The sequence below is a fragment of the Stenotrophomonas capsici genome, assembly GCF_034961085.1.
GTDB lineage: Bacteria > Pseudomonadota > Gammaproteobacteria > Xanthomonadales > Xanthomonadaceae > Stenotrophomonas > Stenotrophomonas capsici.
In genome coordinates, this window is sequence record NZ_JAYFUH010000062.1 from 23,451 (window position 1) to 46,514 (window position 23,064).

Here is a 23,064-nt window from a genome sequence, read left to right on the forward strand (position 1 = left end):
AGTCATCGCTCGCATCAGGGATGCGGACGGACCATACCCGGGATGCCGACCTTGGCGGCCACCTGGGCCTTGAGCTGGTCGGCCTCGGCGCGGCTGGCCACCGGCCCGACCCGGACGCGGTTGAGCGTGCCGTTGTCGGTACGCACCTGCTCGACGAAGGCGCTGAAGCCGGCCGCGCGCACGCGGTCACGCAGCGCATTGGCCTCGGTCGGCTGCGAGAACGCGCCCAGCTGCACCGCGAAACCGACGTTGCTGGCGGCCGGGGCGGCCGGTGTGCGCACGTCAGGACGCGCCGGGGTGGTCGCCACCGGCTTGGGGGTCTCGGGTTTCGGGGCCGCCGGCTTGGGGGCTTCCGGCTTGGGCTCCGGACGCGGCGTGGCGGCCACCGGGCGTGCCGGCTCGGCCGGCAGCGGCTCGCTGCGCACCGGGGCCGGCGCAGGCGCCGCGGTCGCGGTGCTCGGTGCCGCCGGGGTCTCGGCCGCGGCATTGAGCACCACCACCTGCGCATTGACGTCGTTGCGGACCTTGCCTGCTTCCAGTCGCACCAGTTCGGCCTGGGCGCGGTCGGCGTACGGCCCGATGCGCACGCGCCATGCCGGGCGACCGTTGATGGTGTCGGCCTGGCTGAAGCCCGGCAGGTTGGATTTCTTCAGGTGCGCGATCACCGCATCGGCATCGGCCTGGGTGGCGTAGGCACCGAAATTGACCGCGTAGTTGCCTGCCGCCACGGCCGCGGGCAGGCCATTGGCCGGCTGTGTGGCCGGCGCCTGGGCGGTAGCGGTTTCCGGGGCGGTGGCCGGCATGCCCAGTGCCCCGCCGGCCGGTACGCTCGGTGCGACCAGCGGCAGCTCACGGGTTTCGAACTGGCCCGCGGCCGGGGCCTCGGGCGCCTGCAGCGGGACATCCTGCACACCGCTGTCCGGTGCCGGCCCCTTGACCAGCATGGGCAGGAAGATCACGGCCAAAGCCACCAGAACGATGGCACCAATCAGTCGCTGTTTCAGAGGAGTATCCACAGATGGCTTACGAGCGGCGTGGCGGAATGCCCCGGCGATTATATGCGTGGCGTCCGGCGCACGGCCTCAGCCAGCTGAACGAAGCAATGGGAGGGCGTCGGCGACGGTGTGGAACGAACCGAACAACAGCACCCGGTCACCCTCGGCCGCCTGTGCCAATGCCGCATTCAGGGCCGTCGCCACGTCCTTGGACAAGGACGCCGACGCTGCCGGGGTCTGCTGCAGGCGCTGCTGCAACTGCGCCGCACTCTGTCCACGCGCGCCGTCCAGCCCGGCCAGGAACCAGCCATCGACCTGCGCCTGCAGGGCCTGCACCACGCCCTCGGCATCCTTGTCGGCCAGCGCGGCATAGACCGCCAGGGTACGGCCAGCGACCGGCTGCGACTTCAACGCCGCGGCCAGCGCGGCGGCGGCCTGCGGGTTGTGGCCGACGTCGACCAGCACCTCCACGCCCTTGCGCTGGAAGCGCTGCAGGCGGCCATCGATGGCCGCCCCGGCCACGCCCTGTGCCCAGGCAGCGCGCGGCACCGGCTTGTCCAACGCGCGCAGCGCGGCGATGGCGGTGGCGGCGTTGTTGCGCTGGATCGGTGCCCACAGCGCCGGCTGCGGCAGTTCGATGCGGAAGGAGACATCACGCCAGCGCCAGCGTTCGGCATCGATCGGCTCGGCGAAGAAGTCGCTGCCGAAGCGGATCGCGTTGGCGCCCAGCACGTAGGCACGCCGCAGCACGCTGGAGGGCGGGTCGATCTCTCCCAGGATCACCGGCTTCCAGCCACGGAGGATGCCGGCCTTTTCCTCGCCGATGGCCTCGCGGTCGGTGCCCAGCCAATCGGCGTGGTCGATGTCCACCGTGGTGATCACCGAGACATCGGCATCGATCAGGTTCACCGCGTCCAGGCGCCCGCCCAGGCCGACTTCCAGCACGGCCAGATCCAGCTGCGCCTGCGCGAACACCCACAGCGCGCACAGGGTGCCGTATTCGAAATAGGTCAGCGGGGTATCGCCGCGGGCATCCTCGACCGCGTTGAAACCCGCCACCAGGGTGGCATCGTCAACGTCGGCGCCATCGATGCGCACGCGCTCGTTGTAGGCCAGCAGGTGCGGCGAGGTGTAGGCCCCCACCTTCCAGCCGGCGGCTCGGGCGATGGATTCGATGAAGGCCACGGTCGAGCCCTTGCCGTTGGTCCCGCCGACCACGATGCTCCGCTTGCCTGGCTGCCCCAACTGCATGCGTGCGGCGACCTCGCGCACGCGCTCCAGCCCCATCGCGATGGACTGCGGGTGCTGCTGTTCGATATGGGTGAGCCACTGGCCAAGCTTGGCGGGACGTGCGGAAGACATGCGGGACGTTCTCGGATCATGGGCCGGCGCGACGGCCGGCAGCGCGTTGCGCGCGGGAAAGGCGTCCATGATACAGCGGGCCTTTCCGATGCCCCCCATCCCGCCGTGCGGACCACGTTCGGCACGGGTATGGCCGATGACACCCCAGGCACCCCTCCCCCGCCCTCCCCTTGCCCGCGGCAAAGGGAGGGGGCAGAGCAGCAGTGCCGGGCTGGGTCAGGGTGACGTGGCTTTACAGCGCGCGGTGCTTGGCCTCGCCGAAGAACGGGGTGTGATGCGCGCAATCATTCAGGCGCACCACTTCCAGATGCTCCACGTCCGGACCTTCCAGCAGATTCAACGTGGTCGGGGCCTGGCGGAAGGTCCACAGCTTGGCGATCGGCAGGCCCAACACCTTGCACAGGATCACCCGGTTGACCGCGTCATGGGCAACGACCAGCAACGTGTCGTCCTCGCCCAGGCCTTCGGCGGCCTTGGCCAGGCCGCGCCAGCTGCGGTCCAGCACCTGGCGCAGCGATTCGCCGCCCGGCATCAGCACGGTATCCGGCTCCTCGCGCCAGGCGCGCAGGCGGGCCGGATCCTTGTCGTGGATCTCGCTGGCGAGCAGGCCTTCCCACTCGCCATGGGCGATTTCCTGCAGGTCCGGCTCGGTCAGCAACATCTCCGCGCGGGCGCTGCCCAGCGCGGCCTTGGCCGTGCTCTGCGCGCGGCTCAGCGGCGAGGCGACGGCGCGGGTGATCTGCACATCCGCCAGGCGCTCGCCCAAGGCCTTGGCCTGGGCCTGGCCCACCGGCGAAAGGGGAATGTCGATCTGGCCCTGGTAGCGGCCTTCGGCGTTCCACGGCGTTTCGCCGTGACGGGCAAGCAGGATGCGCATGCAGCAAGTTCCATTCTTGGGTGTGGGGCCCGCCCGGTGCTGGCAGCGGGAGGCGCATCATAGCCCGAGCAGACGGTGACGCCGCCCACGGTTTCCTTCGATACGGATCCCCCGCGGCGCCCGGATCCGGCGCATCACCGCAACAGACCACAACATGCGTGACACAGTCGCGCGCCTGTTCCTCGCGTACGATAACGGCTCCCTATCGGTGCCACGGTGTCGCATGAGGGCCAGCACCCTCCACGCCCCCGACGCGGCATGAGCAGCCCTTCCCCACCTTCGACTCCCGTCCCCGCTGAATTCCGCAACGAACGCCGCGATCGCTGGTTCGCGGCGCTGATCAGCCTGCAACTGCACCTGCTGATGCTGGTGCTCCTGCTGCACTCCAATCCGCCGGTGGTTTCCTCGCCGCAAGGCGCTTCCGGCGGTGGCGGGCGGGTCAAGGTCGATTTCGTCGGTGAAGCACCGCCGTCGCCGCGACCGGCCCAGAAACCGCCGCAGCCCAAGCCCAGCACCACCCCGCGCGCGCAGCCCAAGCCGCTGGCCCAGCGCCGCAGCGAGGACCGCAAACCGGTGCCCGAGGCCCGTTACATCGAGCCGCCCAGCGCTCCCGAATCGGACAATACGCAGGCACCGGTGCAGGCGCAGGCTCAGGCCACCCCGGCGACGCCGGAAGCCCCCTCCGACAGCGTGCAACGCCGTCCGCAGACCTGGACCGGGCGCCCCCCCGGCTGGGTGGAGAAGCCCACCGTCCCGGAAGACGGGGTTTCCAGCGGCATGGGCAACCGCACCGGCAACCGCGTCGACCGCAGCGGCGGCGAGCCCTCCATGGAAGTGGGCGGCTACCAGATCATCTACGACCTGATCAGCGACACCAAGCTGCGCACATGGATGGAACAAGGCAAGACGGAACTCTCCATCCCGCTGCCCGGCACCACCTACCTGATGGTCTGCCCGGCCGAAGTCGCCCTGCGCCGCGGCTCCAGCAAGTGCCGCATGGTGCCGGCCGGCTCACCCGAGCTGAAGGACATCGGCGACGCACGCGACTTCGTCATCGTGATGTACGTCTACCGCTACGGTGAACTGCTGTGGCGTGGCCCCGGGCCGTATCGCTGAGGCAGGTGACGGCGGCCGGAGCCCTGCCGCCCCACACGCAGAAGGCCCGGGCAGTCTCCCGCCCGGGCCTCCATTCAAGCGAACCGCCGCGCGCTTACTTCGACGCTTCGTCCATTTCCTTCAGCAGCTGCGGCGCCGGCGCCACTTCCTGCATGATCCAGCGCATGTAGCGCTCGTCCACCGAGATCATGCGGGTCATCACCGGGTCGAACACCCAGTTGCTGGCGACCGATTCCCAGATGCCGTCGAAGGCCAGGCCGACCAAGCGACCGTGCGCGTCGAGCACCGGCGAGCCGGAGTTGCCGCCGGTGATGTCCAGGTCGGACAGGAAGTTCACCGGCACGCTGCCCAGGCGGGCATCCTCGAAGCCGCCGTAACGCTTGGCCTTGACCGCATCGATCAGTGCCTTCGGCGAATCGAACGGATCGGCACCGGTTTCCTTGGCGACCACGCCTTCGACATTGGTGAAGGACGGCTGCACCTTGCCATCCAGGCCGGTGTAACCCTTCACGTTGCCGAAGGTGATGCGCAGCGACAGGTTGGCATCCGGGTAGACGAATTCGCCCTGGCTCTTCTTGTAGTCGGCGATCGCCTGCAGGAACAGCGGACGCGCCACCAGCTCCTCACCGGTACGCACCTTGCGCTGGTGCTCGATCTCCAGCAGCGCCGGCATCACCGCCACCGCGTACTGGATGGCCGGGTCGGTGCTGGCCTCGAAGGCGGCCTTGTCGGCGTTGAGCCACTTCAGGCGTTCGTCCAGGTTGCCCAGCTTGGAGCCGTCCAGGCGCGCGACGGTCGCGTTGACCGCAGCGGCGTCGGTGCCACCGATCCACGTATCGAATGCGGCCAGGTGCTGGTTGGCCGGCAACTGCGCGTACTGCTGCAGCCAGTACTGCTGGAACTGCCGGTCCATCGCCGCCACGTAGCGGCGGTCCATCTGCTTCAGGCCACCTTCGATGGCCGGCAGGTCACGCTCCTGGTAGCCCTCTTCGCGCTGCGCGTCCGGCTTGGCCTTCTCGATGGCCAGGCGGTACAGGCGCACGGCGGTGCCCAGCGTACCGGTGCGGTTGAGCATGGCCAGGTTGAGGTCACGGGCCTGGTTGGCGCGCGACTGCAGGCCCAGTGCCTGCAGCTGGGCGTAGGCATCGGCCGCCGGCTGGCCGGCGGCGCCGCGCCCGCGCAGCCATTCCAGCACCGCCGCTTCCTCGCGCTGCTTGTGCGCCAGCACGTTGTTGCGCTTGAAGCCGTCCAGCTGGCCGTCGTAGTTCTTGCTGGTGTTGTTCCAGCCGGCCATGCTGGCGGCGTACTTCACCGCGATGTCCGGGTTGTCCTTGCTGGCCGCCTCGACCATCGCGATCTGTTCCTTGTAGGCCTTGGCGATGCTTGGGTAGGTCCAGTTGGCGGTGTTCTCGAACTCGCTGACCAGCGCGTAGCGGTCGGTGCGGCCCGGGTAGCCGGCCACCATCACGAAGTCACCCTCGCCCAGCGGCTGGTTGGCCAGCTTCAGCCAATGCTTGGGCTGGTACGGCACGTTGTCGACGGCGAACGCGGCCGGCTTGCCGTCCTTGCCGACGTAGGCGCGGTAGAACGAGAAGTCACCGGTGTGGCGCGGCCACATCCAGTTGTCGATGTCGCCACCGAACTTGCCGACGCTGCCCGGGGGCGCATAGGCCAGGCGCACGTCCTTGATTTCCATGTTCTTGAACAGGCGGTAGGTGTTGCCGCCGGAGAAGCTGTACAGGGTGCAGCTGTAGGCGTCGTCGCTTTCGCACTCGGCGATCAGGCGCTTTTCCAGCGCTTCCAGCGCCTCGGTGCGCTTGAGCGGGTCGCGGCCGGCGCCGGCGATGGCAGCCTTGGCCTGCGCGGTGACGTCGGTGATGTCATCGAGCACGTAGATGCGGGCGTTCGGGCCGGCGCTCAGCTCGTCCTGCTGGGTCGGCGCGTTGAAGCCATCCTTGATCAGGTTCTTCTCGGCGGTCGAATTCAGCTGGATCGAGCCGTAGGCGCAGTGGTGGTTGGTGACCACCAGGCCCTGCGGCGAGACGAAGCTGGCGGTGCAGCCACCCAGCGCGACCACCGCGCCCATCGGGTCGCCGGTCAGGTTGGCCAGCTGTTCCGGGTCCAGCTTCAGGCCGGCCTGCTTGAGCGGGCCGGCGATCTCCGGCAACTGCTGCGGCACCCACATGCCTTCAGCGGCCTGGGCGGCCTGGGCCATGCCCAGCCCGGCGACGATGGAAAACGCAAGCAAATTCACGCGCATGAGGCAGTTCCGAAAGGTTGGAACGGCCGATTGTAACGATTGGAACCGCCAGCTTCCCCTGCCATCGGTCAGTACGGGGCGGTTACGGCGTCGGGCATATAATCGCGGCTCTTTTTCACACTGCGGTTTTCCTGCAATGGCACAGACGATGAAGGCGCTGGTGAAGCGCGAAGCGACCAAGGGCATCTGGATGGAAGAGGTGCCGGTGCCCACGCCCGGCCCGAACGAAGTGCTGATCAAGCTGGAGAAGACCGCCATCTGCGGCACCGACCTGCACATCTACCTGTGGGACGAGTGGAGTCAGCGCACCATCAAGCCGGGCCTGACCATCGGCCACGAGTTCGTCGGCCGCATTGCCGAAATCGGCCCGGGCGTGACCGGCTACGAGATCGGCCAGCGCGTCTCGGCCGAGGGCCACATCGTCTGCGGCCACTGCCGCAACTGCCGTGGCGGCCGCCCGCACCTGTGCCCGAACACCGTCGGCATCGGCGTCAATGTCAACGGCGCCTTCGCCGAATACATGGTGATGCCGGCCAGCAACCTGTGGCCGATCCCGGACCAGATCCCGTCCGAGCTGGCCGCCTTCTTCGACCCGTACGGCAACGCCGCGCACTGCGCGCTGGAATTCGACGTGATCGGCGAGGACGTGCTGATCACCGGTGCCGGCCCGATCGGCATCATCGCCGCCGGCATCTGCAAGCATATCGGCGCGCGCAACGTGGTGGTCACCGACGTCAATGATTTCCGCCTGAAGCTGGCCGCCGACATGGGCGCCACCCGCGTGGTCAACGTCGCCAACCAGTCGCTCAAGGACGTGATGAAGGAACTGCACATGGAGGGCTTCGACGTGGGCCTGGAAATGAGCGGCAACCCGCGCGCGTTCAACGACATGCTCGACTGCATGTACCACGGCGGCAAGATCGCCATGCTCGGCATCATGCCCAAGGGCGCCGGCTGCGACTGGGACAAGATCATCTTCAAGGGCCTGACCGTGCAGGGCATCTACGGCCGCAAGATGTACGAGACCTGGTACAAGATGACCCAGCTGGTGCTGTCCGGCTTCCCGCTCGGCAAGGTGATGACCCACCAGCTGCCGGTGGACCGCTTCCAGGAAGGTTTCGACCTGATGGAACAGGGCAAGGCCGGCAAGGTCGTGCTGAGCTGGAACTGATCGCCAGCGCGATGCACACGAAAGGCGCCGCAAGGCGCCTTTCGTTTTGGCAGTAACGGTCTTGGCCGCGAAGCCGATGCCCCTCCCGATCGCTGCCATGCCCATCAGGCCAGTGATGCGTGCTTCGCGGCCAGGGCCACTCCTGCCGCACCCATGAAAAAGGCGCCTTGCGGCGCCCTTTTCATTCACGGCCCGAGGTGGATCAGGGCACGTCGACGGCGATGGTGAACACCACGCCCGGCTTGTAGGTATCCGACTCGCGGCGCAGCGCCGGCGCGTCCGAACCGAAGGTGTCGTAATAGCCCAGGGTGGCGGTGGCCGGGCCAAAGCCCTTGGAGACCGACACCGAACCATCGTAGTAGTCCGAGCGGCGCGGCCATTCGTTTTCCTTGGCCTTGATGGTGGTGTAGCCCACCGAGGCGCCGACCGAGAAGCCGGTATCGCCAATGTCATAGCTGGCTTCCACGGCGCTGTAGGTCTGCTTGGCGTCGCTGTTGCTGTAGTCGTCGGCATAGCCGAGCAGGCCGCTGACGGTCACCGGGCCGTTCCAGGTCACCTTGGCCAGGTATTCGTTGTAGTCGATGTTGCCGTAGCCGGAAGACGAACCGACGTAGGTGTAGCGGTTCACGCCCAGGTCCAGGTTCCAGCTGTCGGACAGGTCCTTGTTCCAGCCGACGGTGTAGTCGACTTCGAAGTTCGGGCCGCCTTCGCCGAAATCGACGTTGGAGCCCCACACGCCGGCATACAGGCCGAACGGAGCGGTGTAGGTGGCACCGGCCTGGAAGGCAGCGCTGTTGTCGCTCTGCGACACGCCACGGAACACGTAGTCGGTGGTCACGCCGTAGGTAAGGCTGAACGGGGAGCTCGACTCCTCGCTCTCCTGGGCGCAGACGGCGAACGGAACGGACAACAGGGCGGCGCAGGCTACGGCGACAAGGCGCTTGCTGTGCATCATGCGGATCTCCAGGCAGTGGGGGGGCGTCGGCCGGCGGCAGCGCCGGTTCACGAATTTTTAACCACAATAATATTGCGATGCAACATCCACCGCCCCCACGCACACGCCCCTGCCCTGTTCAGCCGCCTTCGGCGGCGAACACACCGTAGCGGCGCGCCGCCAACCGGATGGCCTGCCCGGAGGCATAGGCCGGACTGCCGGGCGGCAGTTCGACCTCCACGTCCGCCGCGCTTCCCTGCAGTTGCGCCCGCAGCCGTTGCCGCGGCCCGCTGCGCTGCACCGAGCCGACCGTGGCGGGCCAGTCGCCCTCGGCGTCCACCACCAGATCCTCCGGCCGCACGAAGACCTCCAGCGCCTCGGCATCCGGCAGCGCCGCCGTCCGCGGCCACCGCGCGCCCGCCACCTCCAGCACCGGCCCCTGCAACCGCGCCGGCAAGCGGTTGGCCTCGCCGACGAAGCCATACACGAACGGCGACGCCGGCCGGTCGTAGACCTCGCCGGGCGTACCGACCTGCTCGATGCGGCCCCGGTTGAGGATCGCCACGCGGTCGGCCAGCTCCAGTGCTTCTTCCTGGTCGTGGGTGACGAACACGGTGGTCAGGCCGGTGCGATCATGGATCTCGCGCAGCCAACGGCGCAGGTCACGCCGTACCTGCGCGTCCAGCGCGCCGAACGGCTCATCGAGCAGCAGCACCCGTGGCTCGATGGCCAATGCGCGGGCCAGGGCCACGCGCTGGCGCTGGCCGCCGGACAGCTGCGCCGGATAGCGCCCGCCCAAGCCTTCCAGCTGCACCAGCGACAGCAGTTCCTCCACCCGCGCGTTGATGCGCGCCTTCGGCCAGCGCTCGGCACCGCGCCGCACCTCCAGCCCGAAGGCGATGTTGCCGCGCACGTCCAGGTGCTTGAACAGCGCGTAGTGCTGGAACACGAAGCCGGCCCGGCGTGCCTGCACGCTCAGGTTGGTGGCGTCCTCGCCATCGAACAGCAGCTGCCCCTGCTCGGGTTGCTCCAACCCGGCGATCGCGCGCAGCAGCGTGGTCTTGCCCGAGCCGGACGGGCCCAGCAGCGCCAGCAGCTCGCCGCTGCGGATGTCCAGGCTCACGCCATCCAGTGCCGGAAACGCACCGAAACGCTTGCCCAGGTGTTGGATGCGGATGTTCATCGTGACTCCTCAGTGGCGGTGCGCGGCGGACAGCGATTGGCCGTGGCGCCATTCCAGGTAAGACTTCAGCACCAACGTCAGCAACGCGGTGCCCGCCAGCAGCGAAGCGCAGGCAAATGCCGCGCTGTAGGCGTACTCGTTGTAGAGGATCTCCACGTGCAGCGGCAGCGTGTTGGTGCGCCCGCGGATGTGGCCGGACACCACCGACACCGCGCCGAACTCACCCATCGCCCGCGCGCTGCACAACAGCACGCCGTACAGCAGGCCCCAGCGGATGTTGGGCAGGGTCACCTTCCAGAACATCTGCCAGGCGTTGGCGCCGAGCGTCAACGCGGCCAGTTCCTCGTCGCTGCCCTGCTGCTCCATCAGCGGCATCAGTTCGCGGGCGATGAACGGGAAGGTCACGAACACCGTGGCCAGCACGATGCCGGGGATGGCGAACACGATGCGTGGCAGCTGCAACAGCGTGTCGCCCAGCACCGGCAGGTGCAGTCGCAGGCCGTCCTCGATCAACGGCCAGAACCAGCCATCGCGCCCGAACAGCAGGATGAACACCAGCCCCGCCACCACCGGCGACACCGAGAACGGCAGGTCGATCAACGTCACCAGCCACCGCTTGCCCGGGAAGCTGTGCTTGCTGACCACCCACGCCGCCGCCACGCCGAACACGAGGTTCAACGGCACCACGATCGCGGTGACCAGCAAGGTCAGCTTCACCGCGGACAAGGCATCAGGCTCACTGATCGCTACCCAGAAGGCCTGCACGCCGCCGCGCAGCGCTTCGACGAACACCAGCAGCAGCGGCAACAACAGGAACGACAGCAGGAACCCCAGCGCACCGAGGATCAACAGCACCTGCACCCCGCGCGGCTCGCTGGTCACCTGCTGCCGCGCACGCACCTTTTCACCCTGCTCCACCTGCACCGGCAACTCCAGGACCTGTTCGTTCATCGCGTGCCCCGCCGTTGCAGCCAGGCCTGCAGGCTGTTGACCAGCAACAGCACCACGAAGGACAGCAACAGCATCGCCCCGGCAATCGCGGTGGCGCCGGCGTAATCAAACTCTTCCAGGCGGATGGTGATCAGCAGCGGCGCGATCTCGGTACGGTTGGGCAGGTTGCCGGCGATGAAGATCACCGAGCCGTACTCGCCCACGCCGCGTGCGAAGGCCAGCGCGAACCCGGTCAGCATCGCCGGCCACAATGTCGGCACCACCACCCGCGTGATGGTCTGCAGGCGCGAGGCACCCAAGGTCGCCGACGCCTCTTCCAGCTCGCGCTCGGCCTCGGCCAGCACCGGCTGCACGATCCGCACCACGAACGGCAGGCCGACGAACACCAGAGCCACGACGATGCCCAGCGGCGTGTAGGCGACCTTCAGGCCCAGCGGTTCCAGCCATTGGCCCACCCAGCCCTGGCCGCCGTACAAGGCGGTCAGAGCGATGCCGGCCACCGCGGTCGGCAATGCGAAAGGCAGGTCGATCATCGCGTCGAACACGCGCCGGCCCGGGAACGAATAGCGCACGAACACCCACGCCACCCATGTCCCCATCACCGTGTTGAACGCAGCGGCGGCAAAGGCCGTGCCGAAGCTCAGGCGCAGCGCGGCCAGCACGCGTGGCTCGGTCCAGATCTGCCAGATCCCGGCCAGCCCCAGTCCGGAGGCCTTGAGGAACACGCCGGCCAACGGGATCAGCACGATCAGGCCCAGCCAGAACAGCGTCACGCCCATCCCAAGGCCAAAGCCGGGCAGGACCCGGCGTGGGCGCCGCACGCGCGGCGGCAGTGCTTCAGCGCTTGCGGCCACCGCTTACTTGCTCGCCTGGATCTGGTCGAACAGGCCACCGTCGGCGAAGTGCTCGGCCTGTGCCCGTTCCCAGGAGCCGAACGCCTGGCGGATGGTGACCAGCTGCACCTGCGGGAAGCGCGCGATGTCGGCCGGCGCGGCGTACTGCGGGTTGCGCGGCCGGTAGTAATGGCGGGCGGCGATGCGCTGCCCTTCCGGCGAGTACAGGTACTGCAGGTAGGCCTGCGCCACCTCGCGGGTGCCATGGCGGTCGACGTTGCGGTCCACCAGCGCCACCGACGGTTCGGCCAGGATCGACTGGCGCGGCACCACGATCTCGAACTTGTCCGGGCCCAGTTCTTCCTGCGCCAGGAAGGCCTCGTTCTCCCAGGCCAGCAGCACGTCGCCGATGCCGCGCTGCACGAACGTGGTGGTCGCGCCGCGCGCGCCGGTATCGAGCACCGGCACGTTGCGGAACAACGCGCGCATGTAGTTCAGCACCTTGTCGCGGTCGCCCTTGAAGATATGGTCGGCATAGGCCCACGCGGCCAGGTAGTTCCAGCGCGCGCCGCCGGAGGTCTTCGGGTTCGGCGTCACCACCGACACGCCGCTGCGCAGCAGGTCCGGCCAATCGCGGATGCCCTTCGGATTGCCCTTGCGCACCAGGAACACGATCGTGGAGGTGTACGGCGCGCTGTTGTCCGGCAGCCGGCTTTCCCAGTTCGCCGGCAGCAACTTGGCCTTTTCGGCGATCGCATCGACGTCATAGGCCAGGGCCAGCGTCACCACGTCGGCCTCGATGCCATCGATCACCGCACGCGCCTGCTTGCCCGAGCCGCCATGTGAGGTTTCGATGCTGACGGTGTCGCCCTTGGTTTCCTTCCAGTGCTTGGCGAAGGCGGCGTTGAAATCACGGTACAGCTCGCGGGTGGGGTCGTAGGAAACGTTGAGCAACTGCACGTCACGCGCGACGGCGGTGCCGGCTCCGAGGGTCAACAGCAGGGCCAGCGTGGCCACGCCGATGCGGGGGAGGAAGGAATGCTTCACGAAGGCTCTCCGTCAGAAGGAAACTTGCAGGCGCGAGAAAACGGCTTTCTCATCCGGCAGCCGTGCGGCGCCGGCAGTGGCATCGAAGCGGCTCTGCAGGTAGTTGGTGGCCAGCTTGAGGTTCGGCGTCAGGTACCAGTTCGCCCCCACCGTCCACGCGCGGATGTGCGAGGCCGAGGTAGCCGGATCGGCGTAGAACGGGAATGCCGCCTCGTCGATCTCCAGTTCGCCATAGCGCGCGGTGAGCTCGAACGCACCCAGTCCGCCGTTGACGCCAAACGGGCGCGACGGTGTCACTCCGCGGTAGCTGGCGTCCTCGCCGCTCAGCACGTAGCTGGCCGTGGCCTGCCAGGCGCGGTGTTCCAACGCCATGCGCCGTGCATCCCGCGCCACTTCCTGCCGCGAGACGATGTACTCGGCCTGCAGGCCGAAGCCATTGCGGTAGAACCACCCCTGCGGCGACCAGCGCAGCGTGTCGCCGTCGGCGATCACCGCGCTGCGGTAGTTGAAGAACGTCGCCTGGCCGGGCGAGCGGTAGCGCGGCAGGAAGTTGTTGCCACTGCCATGCTTCTGCCCGGCGCTGGCCCCCAGGCCGAAGCCCAGTCCTGACCACGTGCTGTCCGTGCCCTTGAGCGGCTCGAAGAACACGCGGCCGGCATACTCGAAATCATCGTCCGGGTTGCTGGTCACCGCATCACGGCCATCGACCGTGCCGTTGAACACGCCCACCGCGTAACTGAAGCGGCCCTTGCCCAGCTCACCCTGCAGCTGCACGCCCAGGTCACGGTTGGGCGCCAGCTCGCTGACCAGCGCCCGCTCGACGTCCACCAACGCGGCCGACGACTGCAGGCGTTCCAGCCCGACCGGTGAGGTGAACTTGCCCACCCGCAACGTGTAGGCCGGATCGAACCGCAGATCCGCATAGGCATCCACGATGGTGGCGCTGTCTCCGGCGAACTCCGGGGTGAAGCGATAAGCCACCAGCTTGCCCAGCGAACCTTCCAAGGTCGGTCGTGCGGTGCGCAGCAGGAAGGTGTCGTTCTGGCGGCTGTCACCGACGAACACGCGGGCATCACCCTGCAACAGGCCGCGCAGCTTCAGCTCGTAGTTGCCGTCGCCGGACTTGAACGACGCCCCCTTCTGATCAACGGTGATCTTGGGCGCCGCCGTGGCTGCGGCCACGCGCTCCTCTTCCTGCAGCTCCAGACGGCGCTCGATGATGCGCAGACGCTGGTCCAGATCGGCCAGACCGGCACCTTCGGCCGGCGTGTCGTCGGACACCCCGGCCAGACGCTCCAGACGCTCCAGACGCTGCTGCAGCTGCTCGACCGTCAACTGCTGCGCCTGTGCCGATGACCAGGCCCCACACACCGCCAGGGCCAGGCTGAGGGACAACAGCTTCCTGGTCGGCAGCGTGAACAGGGGGCGTGGCGCGGTCATCGACGGCTCCTGGCGGGCATTGGGCAGGCTGCTGATGCTGCGGGCGCACACGTCCGGGGAGAAATGACTTCCGGCGCGGCGCTTATAGCCATCGCGCATGACGCCCGCCGCGCTCACCCCCGTGCCAGTAAAATCGGCGTTCCTTTCCGCCGCAAGACCCTGCCATGACCGCAACCGCGAACACTTCCCCGCTCACCCGGCACTACGCCGAGGAACTGGACACCATCCGCGCGCAGGGGCTGTTCAAGTCCGAACGCATCATCACCAGCCCGCAGTCGGCCGAAATCACCCTGGACGACGGCCGCAGCGTGTTGAACTTCTGCGCCAACAACTACCTGGGCCTGGCCGACCACCCGGACCTGATCCAGGCGGCCAAGGATGCGCTGGACACGCACGGCTTCGGCATGGCCTCGGTGCGCTTCATCTGCGGCACCCAGGACCTGCACAAGCAGCTGGAGAAGCAGATCGCCGAGTTCTTCGGCAAGGACGACACCATCCTCTACGCCGCCTGCTTCGACGCCAACGGCGGCCTGTTCGAACCGCTGCTGGGCGAGAACGACGCGATCATCTCCGACGCGCTCAACCACGCCTCGATCATCGACGGCGTGCGCCTGTGCAAGGCCAAGCGCTTCCGCTACGCCAACTGCGACATGGCCGACCTGGAAGCCCAGCTGCAGGCCGCCGACGCTGCGGGTTGCAAGACCAAGCTGATCACCACCGACGGCGTGTTCTCGATGGACGGCTTCATCGCGCCGCTGGACGAAATCACCGCGCTGGCCAGGAAGTACAACGCGCTGGTGCACATCGACGAATGCCACGCCACCGGCTTCCTCGGCGACACCGGCCGTGGCTCGGCCGAGGTGAAGGGCGTGCTCGACAAGATCGACATCATCACCGGCACCCTCGGCAAGGCCATGGGCGGTGCATTGGGTGGCTTCACCTGCGCCAGCGCCGAAGTGGTCGAACTGCTGCGCCAGCGCTCGCGTCCGTACCTGTTCTCCAACTCGCTGCCACCGCACGTGGTGGCCGCCGGCATCAAGGCCTTCCAGATGCTGGCCGCCGCCGACGACCTGCGTGCCACCCTGCGCGAGAACACCGCGTATTTCCGCGAAAGGATGACCGCCGCCGGTTTCGACGTGAAGCCGGGCGTGCATCCGATCAGCCCGGTGATGCTGTACGACGCGCCGCTGGCGCAGAAGTTCGCGCAGCGCCTGCTGGAAGAAGGCATCTACGCGATCGGCTTCTTCTTCCCGGTGGTGCCGAAGGGCCAGGCGCGCATCCGCACCCAGATCAGCGCCGCGCACAGCCGTGCCCACCTGGATCGCGCGATCGATGCCTTCACCCGCATCGGCAAGGAACTGGGCGTGATCAAGGGTTGATCCAGCCCCACCGCGACAAACGAAAACAGGCGCCCCAGGGCGCCTGTTTTTTTTCTGCTGGCGCGGCGCCGGGTTCCGCTGGAGCCTTGCCGATTTGCCCGGGCATCGCCTGCCAGGCCTGGCCCATCACACCAGGCCCTCACCTGCATCAGTTCTTGGCCGCCGCGTCCGCCGCTGGCGCGCCCTTGGCCACACGGATGCCGTTGGCCTTCATCCAGGCGTCGAACTGGTCGGCGCTCATCCTGTTCTCACCCTGCTGCATCAGGAACCGGTAATTGCCCAAGGCATCTTTCTCGGCGGTCGGTTCCTGCACGGTCACCGTGATCGGCTTTTCCTCGACCTGTGCCACCGGCTTGCCCGACGACGCGCAACCCACCATCGCCGCCAACGAACCCATCAACACCGACACTCCGGATACGCGGATAAGAGCTTGCATGACCATCACCTCTGGAAAACCGAGGGCCAGTCTAATCCATCACTGCAACAAATCCAGCTATTTCACTGAATTTTATGGAATAAATCAGTCGCCAGACGCGCGTAGCGCATTCAGCTCCGCGGCATCCAGTTCCCGCCACTGCCCCTTGCCCAGCGTCCCCAGCTGCACCGGGCCGATCGCCACCCGCATCAACCGCAGCACGTCGAAGCCCAGCACCTTGAGCAGCCGGCGGATATGCCGGTTGCGGCCTTCGTCGAGCACCACTTCCAGCCAGGCGTTGCGTCCGCCCTGCTGCAGCACCTGCACCGAATGCGCGGCAAGGTGTTCACCGGCATCGTCGATCCCTTCGTGCATGCGTGCCAGCTGCGCCGCATCCGGCACGCCGTCGATCTGCACGCGATAGGTCTTCAACGGCCCCGTCGCCGGATCGGTCAGGCGCGCGGCCCACTCCGGGTCATTGCTGAAGAACAGCAGCCCTTCGCTGGCCTTGTCCAAGCGCCCGACCGGCGCCAACCACGGCAAGCCCGCCCCGTCGAAGCACTGGTAGACCGTCTGCCTGCCCTGCTCGTCCTGCACCGTGGTCACCAGGCCGCGCGGCTTGTTCAGGGCGATGTAGAGGCGCCTTTCCGCCACCAGCGGCTGGCCATCGAGCAGCACCACGTGGCGTCCGGCAACCACGGGGAACTCCGGGTCGCGCACCAGGCGCCCATCCACACTGACCCGCCCCTCCAGCACGCGCCGGGCCGCTTCGCTGCGCGAGCACACCCCGGCCTTGGACAGCACCCGCGCCAGTCCGTGCCGCACCTCCGTCGCCGCGGCGCCCTTGGCCGAATGCAAACGCCCGCCTGGCTTGGCCGGGCGGGCGTTCGGGGAAGACGTGGGCTTGCGCGGACGCATCAGCAGCGGCGCACGGCGCCTTCGTCCTTACTTGGTTTCGGTGGCCGGCTGCGCTGCCGGTGCCGCCTCGGCGGTGGTGGCCGCATCCGGGGCCGGGCGCGCCTTGACCACGCGCACGCCGCGCGCCTTCATCCAGGCATCGAACTCCTCGGCGGTCATGCGCTTGCCGTTCTGGCTCATGTCAAAGCGCCACGGCGTGTTGTCGAACTCGGTCTGCGGCTTGTAGGCGGCCGGGTCATTGGCATTGATCGCCGGGCGGGCCGGGATCGCGCTGGCGACGTTGTTGCAGCTTTCCACGCGCAGGCGCATCAGCACGCGGTCCAGCGACTGCTCCTCGCCACCGGCCGAACTCAGCACGCCGGACGGCATGCCCAGCTGGCCCGGGCGCACGTAAAGCTCCGAGGCAACCGGGGCGATCACCGTGGCCGGCAGCGGAGCAGGCTGCATCGACGGCGCCGAGCAATCCACTGCTGCGTGGGCGGCCGGCACAGCGGCCAGCACGACGAGACCAGCCAGGGCGATACGCAGCATCAGCAATTCCATTAGCGAAGAGAACGCGGCGAGTGTAGGCAGCCCCCGCATCGCTTTCAACCGCTACGTGCAGCTGTCTGCGGCTGACTGCGATCCACGTCATGCCATGCACGGTGCCGGCGCAAAAAAAACAAGGCCCGGCTTTCGCCGGGCCTTGCATTGCATCAAGTGAAGCGTCCGATCAGTTCTGGACGTTCAGCTCGGTGCGGCGGTTCTTGGCGCGACCTTCCGGGTTGTCCGAACCATCAGCATTGGTGTTCGGAGCAATCGGACGGCTCTCGCCGTAGCCGATCGGGCCCTGCAGACGCGAAGCCGACACACCGTTGGTGGTCAGGTAGTCGTACACGGCCTTGGCGCGGCGCTCGGACAGCTTCTGGTTGTAAGCGTCGGTACCCTTCGAGTCGGTGTGACCGGCAACTTCAACGCGCAGATCCGGGTAACGCTTCAGGATCTCGGTGGCCTCGCTCAGGATCGCAACAGCGTCCGGACGCAGGGTGGCCTTGTCGAAGTCGAAGTTCACGCCCTTCAGGTCGATGGAGACCGGCACCGGGCAACCGTCCGGACCGATGGTCTGACCCGGCTGCGAGTTCGGGCACTTGTCGTCGCAGTTGTTGACGCCGTCACCGTCGTCATCCAGGTCAGCGCAGCTCGGGGCGACCGGAGCCGGGGCCGGAGCAACAGCGGCAACCGGGGCCGGGCCCAGCGGGATCACGACGCCGACCGAAGCCAGCACGTCGCCGAACCAATCCTGGTCGTCGCCAGCCAGCGACGGAGCGATGCTCTTGTCGTCGAAGTCAGCGCGGTAGGCCAGTTCGGCACGAACGGCAACACGCTTTTCGAAGGTGGTCTGCAGACCGACGCCGACCTTGGCGGCCAGGTTGCCGTCCTTGCGGTCCAGCAGGTTGCCGGCCTGGGTCAGGTACTCTTCTTCAGACTTCTGGTAGCCCAGGCCTGCCAGCAGGTACGGGTTCCAGCCACGGCCTTCCTGGATGAAGTGGCGACGCAGGTCCAGCGAAATGCCGTACTGCGACCAGTTCTTGTTCTGGTTTTCGTCGAAGTTCGGGTTCTGGTAGTTCAGCTCACCGTCCAGCGACCAGTTCGGGCTGATGAACTTACCCAGGCCCAGCGTGGCGAACGGGGCGTCGTTGGTGCCGCGATCGCCGTCCTGGAAGTTGAAGCCGGCCGAACCGGTCAGGTACCAGCGGTCGTCGAATTCCTGGGCCGAAGCGGCCTGGGCGAAAGCCAGACCACCGAGCAGTGCGGCGGTAAGGATCTTCTTGTTCATGAAATACAGCTCCTTGTTTCGGGGGTATGAAACCGGTAGAGGCATGGTCCAGCACAGCGATATCGTTCGTCGCGTTCAGAGACGGCCGTTTCCGCACGCCATCGCGGTGCACATTATGCGCTGGGCCGTGAAGGCGATGTTAACGGTCATATAACAAATTGCGCGACCACCAGACCTCTACGTGTCCGGCTGAGCGCACCGTATACAGCTTCATCAACCCGTGCAAGAGCCTGACACAGCAGGGTTTCCCGGCTTTTTGCTGCAATGCGGTCAATTTCGTCCGTTAAGCCCGTGAAAATACTGGGATGCCGTCGCAGTTACCGCCAGCTGAACCGTTTGCTGAGTATGATCCGGCGATCCCCCCTGCAACGGAACTTTCCCGCATGAAAGCGATCGGCCTGACCCGTTACCTGCCCATCGAAGATCCCGATTCGCTGCAGGACCTGTCCGTGGACCCGCCTGCCAGCCCGCAGGGACATGACATCCTGGTCCAGGTACAGGCGGTATCGGTCAATCCGGTGGATACCAAGCTGCGCGCGCCCAAGGCCGGTGAGGAAAGCCCGGCCCGCATCCTGGGCTTCGACGCCGCCGGCACGGTGGTGGCGGTCGGCCCGGAGGTCACCGCGTTCGAGGTCGGCGACGAGGTGTACTACGCCGGTGACGTGACCCGCCCCGGCTGCGACGCGCAACTGCAGCTGGTGGACGAACGCCTGGTCGGGCGCAAACCCACCACGCTGGACTTCGCCGAAGCCGCCGCGCTGCCGCTGACCACCCTGACCGCCTGGGAGCTGCTGTTCCAGCGCATGCCGTTCCAGCTGGATGGCCGCCGCAATGCCGGCAGGACCCTGCTGGTGATCGCCGGTGCCGGCGGCGTCGGCTCGATCGCGATCCAGCTGGGCCGGCATGCCGGCTTCACCGTGGTGGCGACCGCCTCGCGCGAGGCCAGCGTGCAGTGGTGCCGGCTGATGGGGGCCGAACACGTCATCGACCATCGCCAGCCGCTGGCCCCGCAACTGCAGGCACTGGGCATCACCCAGGTGGACGCGGCACTGAACCTGGCCGACACCGACCTGTACTGGCAGCAGCTCGGCGAGCTGCTGGCGCCGCAGGGTCATGTCGGCCTGATCGTCGAGCCGTCCGGCGCGTTGCGCATCGGCGACCCCTACAAGGCCAAGTGCATCGGCATCCACTGGGAAATGATGTTCGCCCGTGCCCGCTTCCGCACCGCCGACATGATCGAGCAGCACCGCATCCTGACCCGCGCTGCCAGCCTGATCGATGCCGGCGAGCTGCGCACCACGCTGACCGGGCGGCTCGGCAGCATCAACGCCCGGAACCTGCGCCAGGCGCACCAGCAGCTCGAGTCCGGCCGCACCATCGGCAAACTGGCGCTGGAAGGCTGGGACTGACCCCGCCGCGTTGCAGCCTGCCAGGCGGCGTCGCCGGACGATGCCGCCTCCCCTCCTGCAGGGCCGTCGCACGCGCGGCGGCCCGCCACTGGTCGACGTCCATGCCCCGCCTGTTCTTTCCCCGCCTGCTGCAACTGCTGCTCGGGCTGTTCCTGTTCGGCATCGCCTCTGCACTGATGATCCTTGCCAGCATCGGCATCGCCCCGTGGGACGTGCTCAGCCAGGGCGTTTCCCTGCGCAGCGGGCTGTCGTTCGGCTGGGTCACCAACCTGATCGGCGTGGCGGTGCTGCTGATGTGGCTGCCGCTGCGCCAACGCCCCGGGCTGGGCACGGTACTCAACGTGCTGCTGATCGGCCCCAGCGCGCAGCTCGGCCTGAACCTGCTGCCGCCGGCCAGTGGCCTGGTCTGGCAGGTCCTGCTGTTCGCCGCCGGCCTGCTGCTGATGGCGCTGGCCACCGGCCTCTACATCGGCGCCCGATTCGGTCCGGGCCCGCGCGACGGCCTGATGACCGGGTTGCATGCACGTACCGGCTGGCCGATCTGGAAAGTGCGCACCCTGATCGAAGCCAGCGCGCTGCTGCTGGGGTGGTGGCTGGGCGGCAACGTCGGCTGGGGCACGCTGGCCTTCGCCGTGTTCATCGGCCCCCTGTGCGGGCTGACCCTGCCGCTGTTCGATCGCCAGCGCACGCTGTCCCCTGCCGCGGACGGCCGCCGGGCCTGAGCCCGTTCGCGCGGCATTGCCCAAGGCAACACACCGGACCTCAGCGCCGCTTCTGCAGCACCTGGTCGCGGATGTACCAATCGCGCAATGCCACCCCGGCGGCGACGCGGCGTACGCGGGCCGCGGTCGCCGCGTCCGGTGCGACGCCTTCGACGGCCAGGTGACGGGCGTCCTTCCACGCATGCAACTGGGGGGTGGCGAGCGGCCACAGCACGCCCTGCGGGGTGTACAGGCGATCGAACTGGGCCAGTGCATCGCCGCCATCCCCGGCGGCGCCCCACAGGTTGCGACCGGTGGCGAAGTACGACTGCCCCGGCAACGCCAGCGACACCACCGTCGGGATCAGGTCGGCATGCCCGGCGAAGGCGCGGGTATCGGGCACGCTGCCCGCGGGAGCGAAGGCCTGCGGCACCCGCAGCCAGGCGAACACGCGGTCCACGTCGACCTGCTCGGCCGGCAGGTCGTAGCGGTAATGGGTCCGCAGGTTGTGGTCGCCGGCCGCGGCGATGATGGTGCGCTCGCCGAGCGGGCTTTCCCGCAACGTCTGCAGGAACGCGCCGAACTCGTCGGCCTGGTACTGGTAGGTGGTCAGCATGCGCCGCAGCTCGGCGGTGTCGGGCAGCGCGCGCGGGCCCAGTGCCGCCGGATCCTGCGGCAGCGCGCGGTGCGCGGTGTCCAGTTGGAACGGCGGGTGGTTGCTGGTGGTCAGCACCACCAGGAACAGCCGCTCGCCATCGGCATCGGCCTTGGCCAGCAGCGCCTGGGCGAAACGGAACAGCCAGGCGTCATACAGGCCCCACTCGGTGCCATCGGCCTTGGGGAACTGCTGGCGGATGTCACGCGCGTCGTAGACGCGGTCGAAGCCCTGGCGGGTGAACGTGGTGCCGATCTCGCGCCAGTCGCTGCCACCGCCGTAGACGAAGGCGGTGCGGTAGCCGGCGCGCTTGAACGGCAACGCGGCGGAACTGTCGAAGGTGATGCGTGCGTTGCGGCCGACGGTCAGCGGCGTGATCGGCGACCCGAGCAGCAGGTTCTCCAGTTCCGGGTGGGTCCCGTTCTGGCCGGCGATGAAGTTGTCGAAACGGTAGCCATGGGCGAGCTCGCCACGCAGGCGTCCCAGCATGTCGTTGCCGGGGCCGTCGCTGTACAACAGGTCCTGGCCGAACGACTCCAGCAACCCGACCACCACGTGCGGCGAGCTGGACAGCGTGCGCGGCGTACCGGGCGCGGTCGGGAACAGCGCGGCCCGTACATGGCCCGGTTCACCGGAAGGCAGGCCCGCGGCGTGGGCCGCTTCCTGCAGGCTGGCGAAGCCGAGCCGGTGCACGCCGACCAGCGGGTCGGTGCCGACGTCGGTTTCCTTGGCGCGCACGCGTGCGGCGCGGTAGAGCGTCAGCGGCGCGTTGAGCACCAGCGCATTGACGAACGGGTCGGCCGAGACGGTGACGTCGCGACGCACCAGCGGGAAGGTTCCCACCGAACCGCGCGCCAGCAGCAGCAACAGCACGCACTGCACGACCAGCACGGTGGCCTTGCCCCAGCCACCGGACCCGGCTGGCCAGCGCAGGCCCAGCCATTGCCCCAGCCGCGGTACCAGCCAGCCCAGCGCGAGACCGGCAACCAGCAGGGCCAGCACGCCGGGGACGACCGGGTAGTCGTCCCAGACGGTCTGCAGGATCGCCCCGGTATCGTCCTCGAACATGCCGAAGACGATCGGGTCGAACCGCGTCTTGTAGAAGGCGTAGTAGAAGTGCTCGCAGATGGACAGCAGCGCGAACAGCAGCAGGATCGCGACCAGCAGCCATTGCGCGCAGCGCACCGCCTGCTCGCGCCGGCCCGACAGCCACAGCGGTGCGGCCAGCAGGGCCACCAGCAGCGCGGACACCGCGCCGGCCACCAGGTCATAGCGCATGCCCTGCCACAGCACCGGCCACAGCAGCTCGCTGCCCCGGCCCGCGCCGGCATAGGCCAGCCACATCGAGACCCGCGCCACCGCACCGAACATGGCAATCCCTGCCACCAGCAGCCACAAGCGCGGGAACAACCTCGCCCCTGCGGGCGAAGAAATCTGTGTATTCAAAATAGTGACGCCCCTGTCCTGCCAGCGCTGGAACCCGGCCGGCCGGCACGGATTGTAATCCGATGACAACAATCATTTGCTAGGCAGGGCGCCTTCCCCGCCGGCGGTTTCGGCGGGGCGCCAGGGCGAGGATTGAGAAAAGACGGCCTTGCCCCT

The 23,064-nt window shown here is 68.0% G+C and carries 20 protein-coding genes; 5 read left to right on the plus strand and 15 right to left on the minus strand.

What is annotated here, in order from left to right:
• Nucleotides 1–14: 14 nt before the first annotated feature.
• From VA603_RS04775 to VA603_RS04785, 3 genes are all read right to left on the minus strand, one after another.
• Complete coding sequence (locus VA603_RS04775; protein ID WP_323438092.1) at nucleotides 15–1,016, minus strand: SPOR domain-containing protein; 1,002 nt, start codon at nucleotides 1,014–1,016, stop codon at nucleotides 15–17.
• Nucleotides 1,017–1,082: 66 nt separating this feature from the next.
• A complete protein-coding gene (folC, locus tag VA603_RS04780; RefSeq protein ID WP_323438093.1) occupies nucleotides 1,083–2,357 on the minus strand; it encodes a bifunctional tetrahydrofolate synthase/dihydrofolate synthase in 1,275 nt (424 codons plus the stop codon).
• 232 nt (nucleotides 2,358–2,589) lie between these two features.
• Nucleotides 2,590–3,234, minus strand: a complete 645-nt coding sequence (locus VA603_RS04785) for a histidine phosphatase family protein (RefSeq protein WP_132862547.1) — start codon at nucleotides 3,232–3,234, stop codon at nucleotides 2,590–2,592.
• A 258-nt stretch (nucleotides 3,235–3,492) separates the two neighbouring features.
• Here VA603_RS04785 and VA603_RS04790 point away from each other — a divergent pair, with 258 nt between their 5' ends.
• Nucleotides 3,493–4,350, plus strand: coding sequence for a type II toxin-antitoxin system RelE/ParE family toxin (locus VA603_RS04790; protein WP_323438094.1), 858 nt, complete (start codon nucleotides 3,493–3,495; stop codon nucleotides 4,348–4,350).
• Nucleotides 4,351–4,444: 94 nt separating this feature from the next.
• Here VA603_RS04790 and VA603_RS04795 read toward each other — a convergent pair whose 3' ends face one another.
• Nucleotides 4,445–6,610 (minus strand): S46 family peptidase, encoded by a 2,166-nt coding sequence (locus VA603_RS04795; protein WP_323438095.1) that lies wholly within the window; start codon nucleotides 6,608–6,610, stop codon nucleotides 4,445–4,447.
• 136 nt (nucleotides 6,611–6,746) lie between these two features.
• Between VA603_RS04795 and tdh the strand changes: the two genes are divergently transcribed.
• Nucleotides 6,747–7,781 carry an L-threonine 3-dehydrogenase gene (gene tdh / locus VA603_RS04800; RefSeq protein WP_165931098.1) on the plus strand — a complete coding sequence of 345 codons (1,035 nt, stop codon included), beginning with the start codon at nucleotides 6,747–6,749 and terminating at the stop codon, nucleotides 7,779–7,781.
• 202 nt (nucleotides 7,782–7,983) lie between these two features.
• On the opposite strand, the gene VA603_RS04805 is transcribed toward tdh, so the two are convergent.
• The 6 genes from VA603_RS04805 to VA603_RS04830 all read right to left on the minus strand — a co-directional run bounded on the left by VA603_RS04805 (nucleotide 7,984) and on the right by VA603_RS04830 (nucleotide 14,268).
• Nucleotides 7,984–8,736: a TorF family putative porin gene (locus VA603_RS04805; protein WP_132862544.1), complete on the minus strand. Its 753-nt coding sequence runs from the start codon at nucleotides 8,734–8,736 to the stop codon at nucleotides 7,984–7,986.
• Between the two features lie 118 nt (nucleotides 8,737–8,854).
• Nucleotides 8,855–9,898 carry a sulfate/molybdate ABC transporter ATP-binding protein gene (locus VA603_RS04810; protein ID WP_323438096.1) on the minus strand — a complete coding sequence of 348 codons (1,044 nt, stop codon included), beginning with the start codon at nucleotides 9,896–9,898 and terminating at the stop codon, nucleotides 8,855–8,857.
• Between the two features lie 9 nt (nucleotides 9,899–9,907).
• Nucleotides 9,908–10,828, minus strand: a complete 921-nt coding sequence (cysW, locus tag VA603_RS04815) for a sulfate ABC transporter permease subunit CysW (protein WP_425603662.1) — start codon at nucleotides 10,826–10,828, stop codon at nucleotides 9,908–9,910.
• A gap of 17 nt (nucleotides 10,829–10,845) precedes the next feature.
• On the minus strand, nucleotides 10,846–11,682 hold the full coding sequence (gene cysT / locus VA603_RS04820) for a sulfate ABC transporter permease subunit CysT (protein ID WP_323438121.1): 837 nt from the start codon (nucleotides 11,680–11,682) through the stop codon (nucleotides 10,846–10,848).
• A 24-nt stretch (nucleotides 11,683–11,706) separates the two neighbouring features.
• Complete coding sequence (locus VA603_RS04825) at nucleotides 11,707–12,729, minus strand: sulfate ABC transporter substrate-binding protein (RefSeq protein WP_323438097.1); 1,023 nt, start codon at nucleotides 12,727–12,729, stop codon at nucleotides 11,707–11,709.
• Nucleotides 12,730–12,741: 12 nt separating this feature from the next.
• A complete protein-coding gene (locus tag VA603_RS04830; protein ID WP_323438098.1) occupies nucleotides 12,742–14,268 on the minus strand; it encodes an OprO/OprP family phosphate-selective porin in 1,527 nt (508 codons plus the stop codon).
• A gap of 65 nt (nucleotides 14,269–14,333) precedes the next feature.
• Between VA603_RS04830 and kbl the strand changes: the two genes are divergently transcribed.
• Entirely contained in the window at nucleotides 14,334–15,548 is a 1,215-nt protein-coding gene (gene kbl / locus VA603_RS04835; RefSeq protein ID WP_132862540.1) for a glycine C-acetyltransferase, read from the plus strand.
• 148 nt (nucleotides 15,549–15,696) lie between these two features.
• On the opposite strand, the gene VA603_RS04840 is transcribed toward kbl, so the two are convergent.
• The 4 genes from VA603_RS04840 to VA603_RS04855 all read right to left on the minus strand — a co-directional run bounded on the left by VA603_RS04840 (nucleotide 15,697) and on the right by VA603_RS04855 (nucleotide 18,697).
• Nucleotides 15,697–15,984, minus strand: coding sequence for a hypothetical protein (locus tag VA603_RS04840; protein WP_132862539.1), 288 nt, complete (start codon nucleotides 15,982–15,984; stop codon nucleotides 15,697–15,699).
• An 84-nt stretch (nucleotides 15,985–16,068) separates the two neighbouring features.
• The gene (locus tag VA603_RS04845; protein ID WP_323438099.1) at nucleotides 16,069–16,881 is read right to left on the minus strand and encodes a pseudouridine synthase; all 813 of its coding nucleotides are present in this window, start codon (nucleotides 16,879–16,881) and stop codon (nucleotides 16,069–16,071) included.
• A 27-nt stretch (nucleotides 16,882–16,908) separates the two neighbouring features.
• Complete coding sequence (locus VA603_RS04850; protein WP_132862537.1) at nucleotides 16,909–17,412, minus strand: hypothetical protein; 504 nt, start codon at nucleotides 17,410–17,412, stop codon at nucleotides 16,909–16,911.
• Nucleotides 17,413–17,593: 181 nt separating this feature from the next.
• Complete coding sequence (locus VA603_RS04855; RefSeq protein ID WP_132862536.1) at nucleotides 17,594–18,697, minus strand: OmpA family protein; 1,104 nt, start codon at nucleotides 18,695–18,697, stop codon at nucleotides 17,594–17,596.
• 383 nt (nucleotides 18,698–19,080) lie between these two features.
• Here VA603_RS04855 and VA603_RS04860 point away from each other — a divergent pair, with 383 nt between their 5' ends.
• Nucleotides 19,081–20,106 carry a zinc-binding alcohol dehydrogenase family protein gene (locus VA603_RS04860; protein ID WP_323438100.1) on the plus strand — a complete coding sequence of 342 codons (1,026 nt, stop codon included), beginning with the start codon at nucleotides 19,081–19,083 and terminating at the stop codon, nucleotides 20,104–20,106.
• 101 nt (nucleotides 20,107–20,207) lie between these two features.
• Nucleotides 20,208–20,828 carry a membrane protein YczE gene (gene yczE / locus VA603_RS04865; protein WP_323438101.1) on the plus strand — a complete coding sequence of 207 codons (621 nt, stop codon included), beginning with the start codon at nucleotides 20,208–20,210 and terminating at the stop codon, nucleotides 20,826–20,828.
• 40 nt (nucleotides 20,829–20,868) lie between these two features.
• Here yczE and VA603_RS04870 read toward each other — a convergent pair whose 3' ends face one another.
• The gene (locus tag VA603_RS04870; RefSeq protein ID WP_323438102.1) at nucleotides 20,869–22,848 is read right to left on the minus strand and encodes an LTA synthase family protein; all 1,980 of its coding nucleotides are present in this window, start codon (nucleotides 22,846–22,848) and stop codon (nucleotides 20,869–20,871) included.
• Nucleotides 22,849–23,064 lie beyond the last annotated feature (216 nt).